This window comes from Paenibacillus sp. CF384 (assembly GCF_900106745.1).
Lineage (GTDB): Bacteria > Bacillota > Bacilli > Paenibacillales > Paenibacillaceae > Paenibacillus_Z.
In genome coordinates, this window is the sequence record NZ_FNNV01000017.1 from 164454 (window position 1) to 179226 (window position 14773).

The 14773-nt window shown below is 50.8% G+C and carries 12 protein-coding genes; 2 read left to right on the plus strand and 10 right to left on the minus strand.

Annotated features, from left to right (window positions below):
- Window positions 1-5: 5 nt before the first annotated feature.
- The 10 genes from BLW29_RS24220 to BLW29_RS24270 form a co-directional block, all read right to left on the minus strand.
- On the minus strand, window positions 6-629 hold the full coding sequence (locus tag BLW29_RS24220) for a hypothetical protein (RefSeq protein WP_090984453.1): 624 nt from the start codon (window positions 627-629) through the stop codon (window positions 6-8).
- Entirely contained in the window at window positions 626-1357 is a 732-nt protein-coding gene (locus BLW29_RS24225) for a class I SAM-dependent methyltransferase (RefSeq protein WP_090984455.1), read from the minus strand. Before BLW29_RS24225 ends, BLW29_RS24220 begins: the two co-directional genes overlap by 4 nt.
- Before the next feature lie 280 nt (window positions 1358-1637).
- Window positions 1638-2507, minus strand: coding sequence for a phytanoyl-CoA dioxygenase family protein (locus BLW29_RS24235; protein ID WP_090984459.1), 870 nt, complete (start codon window positions 2505-2507; stop codon window positions 1638-1640).
- A 112-nt stretch (window positions 2508-2619) separates the two neighbouring features.
- On the minus strand, window positions 2620-3183 hold the full coding sequence (locus BLW29_RS24240; protein ID WP_090984461.1) for a hypothetical protein: 564 nt from the start codon (window positions 3181-3183) through the stop codon (window positions 2620-2622).
- 127 nt (window positions 3184-3310) lie between these two features.
- A complete protein-coding gene (locus BLW29_RS24245; RefSeq protein ID WP_090984463.1) occupies window positions 3311-5347 on the minus strand; it encodes a type 2 periplasmic-binding domain-containing protein in 2037 nt (678 codons plus the stop codon).
- 168 nt (window positions 5348-5515) lie between these two features.
- Window positions 5516-6418: a carbohydrate ABC transporter permease gene (locus BLW29_RS24250; RefSeq protein ID WP_090984465.1), complete on the minus strand. Its 903-nt coding sequence runs from the start codon at window positions 6416-6418 to the stop codon at window positions 5516-5518.
- Between the two features lie 112 nt (window positions 6419-6530).
- Window positions 6531-7493, minus strand: coding sequence for an ABC transporter permease (locus BLW29_RS24255; protein ID WP_090984466.1), 963 nt, complete (start codon window positions 7491-7493; stop codon window positions 6531-6533).
- A gap of 140 nt (window positions 7494-7633) precedes the next feature.
- Window positions 7634-9376 carry a sensor histidine kinase gene (locus BLW29_RS24260; RefSeq protein WP_090984467.1) on the minus strand — a complete coding sequence of 581 codons (1743 nt, stop codon included), beginning with the start codon at window positions 9374-9376 and terminating at the stop codon, window positions 7634-7636.
- A gap of 31 nt (window positions 9377-9407) precedes the next feature.
- A complete protein-coding gene (locus BLW29_RS32060) occupies window positions 9408-11021 on the minus strand; it encodes a response regulator transcription factor (protein ID WP_090984469.1) in 1614 nt (537 codons plus the stop codon).
- A 73-nt stretch (window positions 11022-11094) separates the two neighbouring features.
- Complete coding sequence (locus BLW29_RS24270) at window positions 11095-11922, minus strand: helix-turn-helix transcriptional regulator (protein ID WP_090984471.1); 828 nt, start codon at window positions 11920-11922, stop codon at window positions 11095-11097.
- 180 nt (window positions 11923-12102) lie between these two features.
- On the opposite strand from BLW29_RS24270, the gene BLW29_RS24275 reads away from it, so the two are divergent.
- Both BLW29_RS24275 and BLW29_RS24280 read left to right on the plus strand, forming a co-directional pair.
- Window positions 12103-13191 (plus strand): FG-GAP repeat domain-containing protein, encoded by a 1089-nt coding sequence (locus tag BLW29_RS24275; RefSeq protein ID WP_090984473.1) that lies wholly within the window; start codon window positions 12103-12105, stop codon window positions 13189-13191.
- 4 nt (window positions 13192-13195) lie between these two features.
- Window positions 13196-14272, plus strand: a complete 1077-nt coding sequence (locus tag BLW29_RS24280; RefSeq protein WP_090984475.1) for a Gfo/Idh/MocA family protein — start codon at window positions 13196-13198, stop codon at window positions 14270-14272.
- The last annotated feature ends 501 nt before the right edge of the window (window positions 14273-14773 follow it).

Genomic DNA, 14773 nt, shown 5'->3' on the forward strand with positions numbered 1-14773 from the left:
CGTGCTTAGATGTGATCCAGAATAAGCTTAGCAAGCTCATCCCAGTTCTTCTTATCTGTGTTTAATTCCATCGTAGGCACTTTAGAGCGTTGCGCATGAATGCGGCACTTTTCCTGCGTTTCCAACAGCTCTTGGCAAGCTTGTCTGACTTCAACTTCGGACTTATTAATCCATTCCGACGGAACTCGGCTCTTGATCCGTTCTTCCGTCACCTCCGGCGAAATCGTAAGCAGCACGCATGTCGCGCCAAGTGCTGCCAAATCCTCTTCAAGTCTAGTAATCTCACTGGCATCCGCCTCTGCAAAAGCAACCCGATGATTCAAGTGGAACCGCTCCAGCACATAAAATAACCCTCTCGACCTCCGAGCATGAGGCCCCAGATAAACCGCCCAATCGTTTAACTGTTTTACCATGTCGACTCTGCTTCGTAACAGCTTCAGATGATCCTCTCGAGACAGCTTCTCGTACGATCCTTGGACGTAGTTCAGCACCTGCGAATAATGCTCGCCGAGGACGATGACGCTATTTTCTGCCGTTTCATCCTGCGCCTGAAGCTTCTTGATCGCTCGCAGCAGTGAGGTTTTGCCAGCGTTAGAGTAACCCTCTAGAATAATACCTCTTATGTTCAAAGTTGGTTGTCCTCCGAATGTGAGATTCGTTGCTGCGCGGCAAAAGTAAGCCAATTGCCCCTAAACTCAATTGCTCGGCCATTCTTCTTCTCGGCGATGCACTGGGGGATAACCCTCACGATGCGAATATCCCAATCCCGGTAAAGTTCTTTCAAGAGATGGATCGTTTCATCCGTCTTTAGAGGCAGCTCGATTACACCGGGGCGTTGCTCATCCAGCTCCATATCGTATTCCACGACTTCCGTGTTAATCAGGATACAGTTGATTCCCTGCTCTCTGGTTCCGCGGATCATCCGCTTCACAACAGCTTGAAAGGCAGCGAGATTCGAAACATGCTCCAGGCAAGAACAAGCGACAATGTAGTCGTAAGCATGCTGCGCGATCTCATAATGCTCGACATCCGCCACCACAGGCTGGATAACACTTTGTACTTCATATTGATTGGCATACTGCTCCAGCTTCTGAGTGGCAATGGGGAGCAAATCGACGCATACGACCGAACCCCCTGCTGGCTTAACGACCTGCGCAATCGGAATGCTGTTCCGCCCCACGCCGCAGCCCAGATCAAGTACATGAATTGGCTCACCTTGGGTGAAATCCTGCAGTAAATTCATGACTGTTTTAACCGGCTTGGCCAGCCAAGTTCCGGGTGTAAACAGCTCCGTCTCCCGATAAAACACTTCGTGGTATTCCGTTTCCTGCTTCCTAGCCTCACCGAAATGGTTCACGTAGCACCTGCTTTCTCCTGTTACCTATTTCGCAAACCGGCAGCATTTTCCTTTTTTACACTAAAAACTAACCAGTACCTCTCTTCCACCAACTTGCGCCAAATCGTGCTCATGTGCGGTAACCAGTACCTCTCTTCCGCCAACTTTCACCGAATCGTGCTCATGTGCGGTACCAATACCTCTCTTCCACCAACTTGTTACTAAACCCCATAGCTCAATCCAAAAAGGCAAGCCGCATATGGCCTGCCTTTTAAGAAGTAAAGCGAATTTCCAGTCCTGTCTAGCCTTCATGCTCCGGCCGCTCGGCCAGCCAGTCTTCCAGCGTCGCCACGCGCCCCGGGAACTTGCTGCTTCTGGCTAGGAACCCTGCGCCGTGCTGCGGCATCGGATCTTGATCCGTCGGCTGATAGCGCAGGTCCACGCTCCAGCGGACATGATCGGAATTGTTCGGCGTCGACATATGAAGCAGCCGATCGTTGAACAAGATGGCCGTGCCTGCTTTCACCGGCAGCGCGACCGTTTTGCGAGAACCGAGCTGATTCTCGTGCAGCGCGGTGTAGCCTGTGCCGCTGTACGTTTCCGAGTGCCATTCCAGCAGCTTCGCGTTTTGGGTGCGCGGCTTAATATGGAGACAACCGTTCTCGAGTGTAGCATCTACGAACGAAATCCAGACGGTAATGACGGGATTCGCATTGGAATCCGGCCAGTAGGATTTGTCTTGATGCCATGGCACCGCACCGGCCGCCACGCGAGGCACTTTAGGTCGCACATTATAGACCGGGCTTGCGAAGATTTCATCGCCGATCAGCGACTCTACGGCATCGATGATCTTGGGATTGCTCAAGAGATGGTAGTAGCCCTCGAGCCGATCTCTCCACCCGCGTCCGAATTTGAGAAAATCCTTATCCGTTAATCCGGCAAACAGCTTCGCGAGTCGATATTGAAACGGTTCGTCCTCCAATTTGTCCGTAATCAGCCCATTCGCAACCAAATCATCGGCAATAATGGATACCTTATCAGACATCGCCCGCCGCGGCGCTGCCATATCCTCTGCATTCAATAAGTCCTCCAAAATCAGATAACCGTCCCGATTGTACTGCTCCAGCTGCAAGTTGGATAAACTTCCGCGTGTTGCACGATGAATGGCCATTCCGATACCCCCGTAACCTGTAGTGCTTACATGTTAAATGTATCATTACAGCCTGCGGATGTATTTATTTTCGTTTCCGCCAACTTGTCATAACTTCCACTAAATCTTCAATCTACTCCACAGTTATAGTCGTATATACCTCGCCGTTGTAATGACTGTCCACGACTTCCTCTGTAAGCGAGAAACTACATACCGCCGAGATAAGATAGGTGCCGGGCGGAAGTCGCAGCTCCTTCTCTGCATAGAAACCGCGCCAGAAGTCGGCATCGGGATCATCCGTACTATAGCCGCCGCTTTTGATGAATGGATACTCGGTCGTCTGACCTTTCACAAGCTTGGTTGCTACTAATTCGCTCGTGTTGACGCCTTCCATATTGAACTTCTTCCCATCCGTAATTGAAAATCCAATATAGATATGGCCGCCCCAAATCGTGATGGAATCACCTTCACCGATATAGGTCAAGCTGGCCGAATAGACGATGGGCTCATCCTTGCCGAAGGTTGTTTTGGCAATATTCAGCTTCATCTCGAACAGATCATCCTTGTACTGCAGCCGCGGCGCGGACATTTTCTTCTGTAGGGCTGGGTCAATGGCAGTCTCCTCGGCTTTCTTACTCCCAGAGCTGCCACAAGCTGCAAACACCAACATCAGCATGATCACGATCATCGCTTTCATAGCACATCCTCCTACTGGTCCGTCTTCTTACCCACCAGACGATGTATCCCCATAAAAGGTTACTGGACTCCGTACCAAAAAAGAGCAAAAGACCGGCGCTCTCCCGCCGGTCTTCCCCCTATCACAGCTACTTAATATTGCCCAAGTAATCTTTGTTCTGCTCATTGAAGTACTTTGTCATGGCCTCCAGTGATTTCTCATCCGCGCCTTGTTGAACCGCCAGCGCTTGGAATTCCTTCCACATCGACTCGAATTGTGCATCGTCCTTAGCAGCCAATGTCTTCGTCAACGTCTTCTCGAAGGCGTCTCGGTTCTTCCAGAAGGCATCCGCTTCGGCTACGCTGCCGAAGAAGTTCCAAATTTCGTGACCTTTGTTCAGCATCGTCGCGAAATTCGATTGCGCCTCTCCCGGCAGGTTGCCCGGATCGAAGAATCCGAGTGCGTCCGCCGCACTAAGCGTTCTTGTGTAGGTATTGTAAGGAGCAAGCGGACCTGCGCCCCACATGTAGCTTGGATAATACGGCCATGCGAAGCCATAGCCATCCGTTGTGCCAATGCGAGTGTTGAACAGGTTATACGAAAGTTGTGCACCGTTAGCTTGGTTCGTGTACACCATCGCATCTTCCAGATCTTTGTTCACGAATACGCGTTTGCCGTCTTTCTCTTCGAACAGCCCCGCGCTCTTCGGTCCCCACTCGTACATTTTCTCGCCTGTTTCCGAAATCATATAATCCAGGAAACGAAGGACTTGCGGCAAGTCTTCCTCGGACACTTTGTCCTTGAAGATCATAATTGAGTAGTTGATGCCGTTCTGGCCGTAAGGCATGATCGTTCTGGAGAAATCGATAGGTGCGTCGATAAATAGTTTTCTATACCGATATGGCTTGTTAGCTGCTTTCAGCACAGCTGCATCCGGCGTATCGTACATATAAGGTACCGCATATTGACCGTTATTCAGCTTCTCTAGGTGAGTAGCGTTGTTCTCGAGGAGCGAGTTAGGATCCATTACTTTATCTCGAACGAGCTTGTTGAATTCCGCAATACCCGATTTAAACCAATCTTGCTGGAAGGAGTATTTAATGCTCTTCGAGGCTTTATCGTAGTAAGTAAAGTAGTTGTTGTTGGCAGGTATTCGGTAGACGTTATTGAATAATTGCGTCATCAAGCTCCAGTTGTCGCCGCCGCCGAAGCCGTAGGTGACTTGCACCGGCTTGCCGTTTTCCTTTAATCCTTTATCTTTGATTACCTTCTGTACATCGTACAGGAATTTAATCATGTCATCCGTGGATTTAATGGGAACGTCAAAAATCTCTTCTTTCGTAAACTTGCCGTTCTTCAAATATAGGGCGTCGATCTCGTCTTGGGTCTTGGCGTTCGGGTACATCATTTTTAGTATATCGTCGCGAACCCAGATCCAGTTGTAGCCTAGTGAACTGTTCAGCGGGCTCGGCGGAACGAAATCAGGATTCAGCTGTTTAATCGAGCCGTCCGGATTACCGACCATCGTCGGGAAACCCCAGATTTTGTCGCCGTCCAGATGTTTGGATGTGATTTGTTCTTTAATCAATGGGAAGACGTCAAACGGCATTCTCTTCGCCACGTGCGGAGCATATTGGGCGATTGCATCCGTTAATTCGTACACTTTGCCTGCCTTGATTAAGTCTTGGAACGGCGCCATGTCGCCGTCTACGAAAGCGATATCCGGCCAGTCGTTGGAAGCGTTCAGCAGACCCATCTTCACCTTGACGTCTTGACCGCCGTTGTCGAAGGAGCCGTCCTTATCGATGGTTACGCCGGTAACGCGTTTAATTTCCGGCGTCACGACGTCTTTGTCCGACGAAGGGCGCTTAGCATCGCCGCTGCCGTGCGTATACCAAGCCTTCAAATTCAGTTGTTTTCCCGTCCAGTCCGGCAGCTCCGAGCTGTCGGATACTTTATCGAGCATATCGTAGTAGGCAGCCGGCTCCGCAGCGGGTTCCGTCGTATTGGTTTCCGTCGACGTCTCTGTATTCGTAGCGGTATTCGTGTTCGTCGCTGTTTCATTAGTGGCGGTACTGCCGGTGTTCTCGTTATTGTTTTTGTTATTGGAGCATCCAACGATCAAGGTAACGATCATCATCGCCGAAATAAGCACGGAAAGCGTTTTTCTCGTTCTGTTTCTCATCTTCTAGCCTCCTGATTTTATCGGTATCGGTTTGGCATCCTGCGTGAAATATGAGATTAACGTGTTCTCTTTGCCCTCCTCCCCTTCGTTGTACCCCTCTTGCGAAATCGGATTTCATTGCTTATGGCTTGTCGACGAGCCTGCCTCACCTCCCGAAATAGAGTCCGCCTATTCTTTGACTGCGCCAAGTGTAATGCCCTTGACGAAGAAGCGCTGCAGGAACGGATAAATAATAAGAATCGGAATGGATGTCACGATGATGTTGGCTGACCGTATCGCTTGCGGTGTAATATGGGGCTGTCCGGAAGAAACAACGGTGATGTTCTTCATCAATGCCTCTTCCATCAGCTTGGCGACCCTCTCGCCTTCCTTCAAGATCTGCATGAGAATGTATTGCATCGTAAACAGCTTGTGGTTCGTCACGTAATACAGCGTAGTCGTCCAATCATTCCAGTGATAGACGGCCGTCCACAGCGTCATGACGGCGATAATCGGCATCGACAGCGGCATGTAAATGCGAGTCATGATCGTAAAGTCGTTCGCTCCGTCAATCCGAGCTGACTCGCCTAAGCTGTCGGGTATCGTGAATAAGTAAGAGCGGATGATGACCATGTTGTAGAGGCTAAACGATACCGGCAGGATATACACCCAGAACGTGTTCGACACATGCAGCTCCGAATAAATCAGGTAAGTCGGAATTAACCCCCCGTTGAAATACATCGGAATGATGAGGAAGATGAGCAGCGCGCCTCTTCCGGTGACATCCTTTAACGTAAATGCGTAAGCGCAAGCGTACTGGACAAGGACCGCAAGTGTCGTGCCTGCCGCGACTCTGCACAAGGAAATCCAAAGCGCATGAATTACTTCTTGGTTCTGGAACAGCAGCATGAAATTGTTGAAGGTAAACACCCGCGGATAGATGGTGATGCCCCCGAATTGAGAATCAAGCGGATCGTTGAAGGCATAAGCAAGCACATTCAAGAAGGGGAAGACCATGATGAACACCAGCACCGACAGGAACACGATATTGGCGACTTTGAACACTTTATAGGACGTGGATTCGTGGTTCATACGGACTCCCCTCAAGGTGAAACGGCTCTCGCCGTTCTCTTGGCGGCCCAGCGCGTTTCATTCCGGTGAAATATAAGCATGGTATAAGGTGAAACTTATGTTTTCTTATATTTTAGAAGATCGAAATTCGGGATACTTTCTTCGCGATTTGGTTCGCGGCGATAATAAACGTAAAGGCGACAATCCCTTCCACAAACCCGATGGCAGCCGCGGTCGAGTAATTCCCTTGTTGAATGCCGGAAGAGAACACGACAGTCGAGATAACCGGGTAATCGATGAATGCGTTTTGCATCCCGTAGACGAGCTCGAAATTACTGCCGAACAACGAACCGAGCGTGAAAATCAACATGATGATGGCCGTCGTTTTCATGCCGGGAAGCGTAATGTATCGATGCTGCTGAAACCGATTGGCTCCGTCGATCTTAGCCGCCTCGTACAAGTTCGGATCAATGGAGGTAATGGCGGCCAGGAACACGATCGTTCCCCACCCAACCTCTTTCCACACGCTGAGCAAGAGCAGGAGCGGAACGAATAGTACCTGATGAGACAAGAACATCGACCGTTCGGTATCCGCGCTGCTAAGCATAACTTTCAAATCATTCATCGGGCCATCGACATCAAGCAGCGAATAAGTTAATCCGACAACCGCGATCCAAGACAGAAAGTGCGGCATATAGCTTAACGTCTGCACGCCTCGTTTAAACAGCCCGTCCTTAAGTTCATTCAACAACAATGCAAGCAGGATCGGAGCCGGGAAGCTGACGACAATCATCATGACGCTTAGCAGAAAGGTATTAAGAATCGCCTTCTGCAGCATCGGCACATGAAAGATGGCATTAATGTGCTTAAACCCCACCCAAGGACTATGCCACAATCCGGCGAAAATATTATGATCCTGGAAAGCAACCAGAATGCCGGGCATCGGCAAATAACAGAAGATCAATGTCAAGACGACGGAGGGAAGCATTAACAAATAGGCAAAATAGCTCTTCTTGAACTTGCGCTTCCAATTGGGTTTCCTGGATAGATTAACGTGTGGAGCTACGTCTCCTTCATGCGTTGTAACCGCCCTCACTTTGACTCCCCCTCCTATGCACAGCTGTTCGACTTGGGTATAGCATATAGTTTGAAAGCGCTTAATTAAAGCCAAAATGCGGAAATCTGATATCACAATCAGGAAAAGTAATAAAAAACCTGCGCTTCCTCGGCGCAGGTTTAACGGGCTATATCCAGTGAAGATTGCTCGCCGATGTGAATAGCGGCAGGAATTCGAATCCTAACAGTCGTTCCATTGCCCGGCTCGCTCCGAATTTCAAGCTTGTGCAGCTTCGGGTAAAAGATCTCCAGTCGTTTCCGGACGTTCTTCATGCCATAACCTCCGTACAGTCCGCAAGCTTCCCCTTCGAGCAGCTGCTCGATCTGCGCAGCATCCATTCCTGCTCCATTATCGGATATGGCGAATAGGACATCGTCACCATCTTGCTTAGCCGATATACGAACGATGCCACCTGTTTCTCGCCCAATTAACCCGTGCAAGACGGCGTTCTCCACGACCGGCTGCAGCAGATGTTTGAGAACAGGTCGGTAACCAATTCCTTCATCATATTGAATCTCATAATGGAATTCGGTACCAAATGCAAACTTCTGAAGTCGCAAATATTGCTCGATCATTTCCAATTCCTGCACAATCGTCACGATGCTGCTGCCCTTATTCAACGCGATCCGGTAATACTTGACCATCGAGTTAATGACGTCCTTCACCTGCTTGTCCCCGCTGATGGAGCGTATCGTGGACAGCGTGTTGTAGAGAAAATGCGGATTAAAGCGCTCCTGAAGCAGCTGCGTCTCCAGCACCTTTCGCTCAAGCTCGTAGTCCGTGATGCGCTTATAATACTCTTTGACCCGCTGGATCAGCTCATAGTAAGAGTTGCCCATTCGTTCAAATTCGTCGTGAGTGGAAGGGTTCATCATCGAATCTTCCTCGCTGATCAGGCTTTCCACGTTTTTGTTCATTTTGCGAAGCAGCGCCTCAAGCCTCTTGGTCAAATAATACGAGACAACCTCGACAGTAAAAACAAGAATGCCGACGATAATTAGAAAAATAACGCCGACGGAAACCCAATACCATTTCAACTCTTGGAAGACGAGGCTCTTCGGAATATACCAAGAAACATGCCCTAGCGGCGTGTGTAAGGATTGATTCAGTACATAGTAGGAAGCACCCGGCTTTACGTCTGCATCTGCCCTGAGCCGATAATCGCCATACTGCCCGGATCCTTCAAAATTAATATAGCTACCTTTGGGAATGTCACTCGGAAAGAAGTTGATCAACTGGTTCAACTGGATGCGCATTTCAATAATGGCAAGCGGCCTATTAAGCGATATTAATTGTTTATAGGCATAAATATAATCGGCCTTCATGGTAGAGTTGGCATTCAGCTTCGCCTTCTTGATTAACCAGAGAAGTTCCGTGTTATTGGTGTTCAAGATGGCATCCTTGAGACTTGTCGAACTTGTCGAAGCATCTGCTTGTTCGTTCTCCAAACTGCCGATGCTCCGCAAATACTCCCCATCGTAATTGGTATCCTTCAGGGCATAAATAACAATCTCCGTCTGGGTATTTTCCGTTTTGGCCGCCTTCATGACACTCTGCAGGTAGTCGCTGAAGTTCATGATGCGGACCAGGTTATTTTCTTTATAAGATGTCTCTAAATAATTGATAATAAAATAGTTGCTGTTGATGAATTCGACTTTATTGACGTTGGAATCAAGTATGGCATTCACGCTGCTTGCGCTGCTTTCAAGCTGCGTTTGCTTCTCAGCCAGAATATCCTTTACTTTACTGCTGTAGATTCGGCTCGTCAGGAATGAACCGAGCACAAGCATGGGAAGCAGCGCAAACACGAAGATGATCGCCGCTACTTTATGCCGGTACCTCAACCGATCCAGTTTGAACATGGTTTCGCCCCCGATCTCATGGCCATGCGCATTAAAGTGCGGCTTTGCTTTTGAATTCAGCCGGTGTCATGCCTACGTTTTTCTTGAACGCAAGAATGAAGTAGGAGGTACTGACATAACCGACTGCTTCGGCTACAGCGGCCACCTTACTGCCTTCTTCCCTTAGCAGCTGCTTCGCCTTATCCGTTCGATATTGGACCAAATAATCGAAGATGGTCTGTCCCGTTTCTTTCTTAAACGTTCCGTTTGCGTGGCGCCCGCTCAAATAAACAGATTTGGAAATATCCTCAATGGAGATTTGCTCGCGGTAGTTATCATGGATCATCTGTTTGATTGCCGCGATGATTTTCACATTCTTGGAGCTGTTCCGGTCGGTTACCCGCTCCTTGATGACCTCGAACGATTGCCTGATCCACTGCACGACTTCCACCTTGGTGCTCATCCGGTTCAATTTATCCCATACCGCCAGATTATCGCCGAAAACATCCTTCATCGATTGGTTCGCTTCCATGAACAGAATGCCCGATAGATGGGAGCAGAGCAGCGCAAAGCCCTTGACGTAATTCTCACTTTGCCTTACATTCACGGCGTTCAAGTACTTCTCAATAAATTCTTCTACGTCTTGGTCGTTCCCGAACGACATGAGCGCTTTCAAATCTTGATAGACTTCCACTAAGCTCGGCATGTCCTCCATAGGAATGTCCGAACGGTCTTCGATTTCCTCGAAACGAATAATCGGGTTGCTTCCGCTGTAGAAGCGTGTATTAACCGCCTGCTGCGATTGCATGTATAAGCGATCAAGCTCTGTCAGCTCACGGGAGCTCGTGCTGATGCCCATCGTCGCATGGATGCCCAGCTCTCCGTTAATTGCTGTATGAAGCTGGACAGCCGCATCGATGACGTCCTGCCTGTCGGTTTCGAGGTCAAAGACGATGACGGCATATTCGTCCGCCGAAATTTGGACCGGATACATGGATCTTGTAGCGTTTCCTGCTTTGGAGATTAAACTCTTGATCGAATAGGAAAGAAAGTAGGCGTCCCGTGCGCTTCGGTGTTCCTGCTTATCTGCAGCCAAGGAATTGATGGAGATGACGCTCATATTCGCGTGATCGACGATTGGGAGTGCGAGGAATTCGATCTTGTCCAAAATATCTTCTTTCGTGCGGAAGTTGCCCAGCAGCACTTCCTTCAGGAATTGTTCCTGCACGAGCGGAAGCATTCCTTCCAGCTGTTTCAACATGCGTTCTTTCTCGATTTGCTCGCGATGCTGCTGCGTAAACTCGGCAAGAAGCTTGTGAATCGCCAGCTCTAATTCATCCGGCATAATCGGCTTCAGCACATAACCGTAAATGCCAAGCTCGACGGCGGATTTGGCAAACTCGAAATCGCTGTGGGAGCTGACGAAGATGATTTTGACATGAGGATGCGATTGTCTGATGCGGGCGGACAACTCGACCCCGTTCATTAACGGCATCGCGATGTCCGTGATCACAATGTGAGGTCGGAGGTCGTCCATTCTAGAAAGCGCTTCCAAACCATTCGCGAATAGGCCGACGACTTCTATGCCGAGCGACGACCATTCTATTACCTCTTTCATTGTGTTCCGTTCATATTTGTTGTCATCCACGATAAATAATCTGAACATTACATACACGTCCTTATCCCCGGATGCACTGCTATCCCCATTATTTCAATAAAAGGGAATGGAACACAATAGCCTATTCGCCATCCCGATATTTCTTAGGCGTGACGCCGTTTACTTTCATAAACACATTGTAGAAGGACGGCTCGCTCTGATAGCCGACGATCTCGGCAATTTCTTTGACCTGTAAGTTTGTCGTGCGCAAATACCGCTTGGCTGCCTCCATCCGGCAATAGATTAGAAACTGGATCGGACTTACGCCCATCTCGTTTTTGAATAGGTGCGCTAGATGGTATTTGTTCATATAGGTTTCCTCGGCGAGCGATTCCAGCGTGACCGGAGCGCTGTAGTTCTCCTCCATGATCCGCTTCGCTTTCCAAACCGCTTCCTTCGAGGGCACCCGTGCCCGGTCTGCCGCATCGGTGTAGTGCGTGATCCGCGCTAGCTTAGCAAACAGGATGGCGAGGTAATGATTCGCAATCGTCTGCGATTCCGGCTCCCCCTTGCGAAACTCTGAGATACAATCGCGCATCAAATTGCGGATGGCCGGCAATTGATCCTGCAGATGAATGACCGGCGCCGCGCCGGGCTGGAGGAAGAAATCCGGCGGAAGCTCCTCGACCTGCAGCTCTCTAAACCCTATAAAAGTAGCGCGAAAAGGATGCTTCGTTGACTGTTCCTTATGCCACACGCCCCGATGATAGATAAGCAGAGTTCCCGCTCCGGCTGTGTAGCTCTTCCCGTCTATCTCGAACTCGCCTTCGCCTTCCTCGATCAACAAGATCTCGCTGTTGGCATCATGCTTGTGCAGCTCCAGCAGGAACCGATCCGGATCGCCGCTCAAGTCAAACGAGCTGCCTACCAGAAACAGCGGCGGTCTGCGAAAAATCGTCGAATCCCCCATGGCGGCTTCCCCCTTCCCTCGCGCAAGAATGAATAGTTTTTCGCCCAAGTTCACTTATTGTCTCTCTTGCCCGGATGACATACCCTTAATATAGATAACGCTTGCATAAGTTATTTTCAGCATAATCCAGAAGACCGATTTCGTACAACATTAAATAGTTTGCTAAGGAGCGTGCGTGCTTTGCTTCAATTCAAGAAGAGACAGCTGTCTGAAGAGAAATATGAAGCTTGTGCTGTGTTTGACGTGAACGGAGACGGCATTCCCGATATCGTCAGCGGTGCCTATTGGTACGAGGGACCGGACTATGAGAAGAAGCATTATATTTACGATGTGCTGGCAATTTCGGAGTATCACGATGATTTCTCCGATTATCCGATGGATGTCGACGGCGACGGACGGCTCGATATCATTACCGGCGCGTGGTGGGGCGAGACGCTTCGCTGGCGCCGCAATCCGGGCGATACCGGCACAGCCTGGGAAACATTCGATATCGACAAATGCGGCAGCATCGAGACGATTCGTTATTACGATATTGACGGCTGCGGCGTGCCGGAGATTTTCCCGAATACGCCGGGGATGCCGCAGGCGTTCTACAAGCTGGTTCGCGATGCGGAAGGCCATGGAACCGGACAGTTTCAGAAGGTTGTTATTAGTGAAGGTGCTAGCGGCCATGGTATGGGATTTGTCGATATTAACGGCGACGGGCGCATGGATATTGTGCTGTCCGGCGGCTGGCTGGAGCAGCCGGAGGATCCTTTTGCCGGACTGTGGACTTTCCATCCGGAGTTCTCGCTCGGTAGCGCAAGCGTGCCGGTTCTCGGCCATGATGTAAATGGCGACGGACTGATTGATCTGATCGTCGGCCAAGCGCACGACTATGGGCTGCATTGGTATGAGCAAGGTCGTGCTGAGGATGGCTCACGAACATGGACGAAGCATGAGATCGACATGTCAGGCTCCCAGTTCCATGACCTGTGGCTTGTTGATCTGGACCTCGACGGCGAGCTGGAACTCATCTCGGGCAAGCGGTATCGTGCTCATAATGACGGCGATCCGGGGGCGCATGACCCGATCGGCATCTACTATTACAAGATTGATGGTGGTAAGTTCAAGAAACATGTCATCGACTTTGGCCCTGCGGGCGAGGCGTCGGGGGCCGGCATCTACTTCTGGGTGCAGGATCTGACCGGCAACGGGTATCCCGACATCGTCGCTCCGGGCAAGGACGGATTGTTTTTGTTTGAGAATCTTGGAAAAAGAGAGGGATAGTCAAATGAGTAAATTACGAATCGGTTTTGTCGGCGGCGGCGGGATGGGGCAGATGGCACATCTCAGCAATTACGCAGTATTGCGAGATCAGTGCGAGGTTGTCGCACTGGCAGAAGTGAGGCCGCAATCGGCTCGACTGGTAGCGGACCGCTATGGGATTCCGGAAGTGTATGCGAGTCATCAAGAGCTGCTCGCTCAGGCCAAAGTGGACGCAATCGTGGCGCCGCAGCAGTATCGGCATCACCCTGCTCTAATCCCGGATATCTTGCGCGCCGGCATTCCTGTCTTCACCGAGAAGCCGCTTTGTTTAACGGTGGAAGCCGGCCGGGAACTGGTGCGGATCAGCGAAGAAACCGGTACGCTGCATATGGTGGGCTACCATAAGCGGTCCGATCCGGCGATGGAACGCGCCAAGAAGGAAGTCGATGCTTGGCGAGCAAGCGGCGACTATGGCAAGCTGCGCAGCATTCGCGTTGCGATGCCACCGGGCGACTGGATTGCCGGGGCCGACATGCCTCTGAGTGCCGGCGAGCCGTATCCTTCGCTTGTGCTGGAGCAAGGTCCGGCGGATTATACGGATCAGCAGACGCGGGATCTGGACGCCTTCGTGAATTACTACATTCACCAAGTCAATGCGATCCGCTTCTTCTTGGGCGAGAACTACAAGCTGACCTTCGGCGATCGCGCCGGCGTCCTGCTTGTCGGCGAGAGCGAGAGCGGCGTAACCGTCTCTCTTGAAATGGCCGCCTACCAGACATCGATCGAATGGCATGAACAGGTAGTCGCGACGTTCGAGCAAGGCTTCGTCCGCGTCGACCTCCCTGCCCCGCTCGTTCGCCAGCAAGCCGGCAAAGTGACCATATACAAGGACAATCCGCAGCTCGGATCGCCGGAAATCGTGCAGCCGATCATGCCGAACGTCTCGGCTATGCGCAACCAGGCGCTGAACTTCCTCGCCGCCGTGCGCGGCGACCGCCCTGCGCCATGCACCTCCAAGGAGGCGCTCGAGGATCTCATCCTCGCCCGCTCCTATATTGATTTTATGTCGCGTACCTACGGGCAGCAGCCCGCGAATACTTAGGGGAGCGCGGCTGGGATGCAGCGTAGCGCTAGGCCCGCGGGCGCGGCTGTGGCGCTGGGCGTGAGGCGCGGCGCGTAAGGCGCGGTGCTTGTGGCGCGGTGATTCGGCCGCTGTGCTTGCGGCGCTGTGGTAGCGACTGCGAGGTGCTGTGCGTGAGGCGTGGTGACTCGACCGCTGCGCTTGCGGCGCGGTGCGTAAGACCCAGCGACTCGACTGCCGCGCTTGCGCCGCCATGCTTCGGAATGAGCACCGTACTCAAGCGGGAATCGGCTATTTTGGGCGTTGCATGTGCCCCCGTTTCCCCACGCGAAATTCTAACGAACTCCACAGGCCTTATTTGGTTCAAAAAGGCACCTGAAATTTTCTAACGAATCGTAGAGACGCTATTTGCACCGGGAGTGCTCATTTTGAGTTTAGGATAATAAGTGGACACAACATAACAGCGACCTGTTACTATAAATACAACAAAACAGGTCGAGGTGTATCATGAGAAAAACACGT

Coding starts and splice junctions, on each gene's coding strand:
- BLW29_RS24245 (WP_090984463.1), bottom strand. CDS start 5,347: ATGAGAAACAGAACGAGAAAAACGCTTTCCGTGCTTATTTCGGCGATG.
- BLW29_RS24260 (WP_090984467.1), bottom strand. CDS start 9,376: ATGTTCAAACTGGATCGGTTGAGGTACCGGCATAAAGTAGCGGCGATC.
- BLW29_RS32060 (WP_090984469.1), bottom strand. CDS start 11,021: ATGTTCAGATTATTTATCGTGGATGACAACAAATATGAACGGAACACA.
- BLW29_RS24240 (WP_090984461.1), bottom strand. CDS start 3,183: ATGAAAGCGATGATCGTGATCATGCTGATGTTGGTGTTTGCAGCTTGT.
- BLW29_RS24280 (WP_090984475.1), top strand. CDS start 13,196: ATGAGTAAATTACGAATCGGTTTTGTCGGCGGCGGCGGGATGGGGCAG.
- BLW29_RS24270 (WP_090984471.1), bottom strand. CDS start 11,922: ATGGGGGATTCGACGATTTTTCGCAGACCGCCGCTGTTTCTGGTAGGC.
- BLW29_RS24235 (WP_090984459.1), bottom strand. CDS start 2,507: ATGGCCATTCATCGTGCAACACGCGGAAGTTTATCCAACTTGCAGCTG.
- BLW29_RS24250 (WP_090984465.1), bottom strand. CDS start 6,418: ATGAACCACGAATCCACGTCCTATAAAGTGTTCAAAGTCGCCAATATC.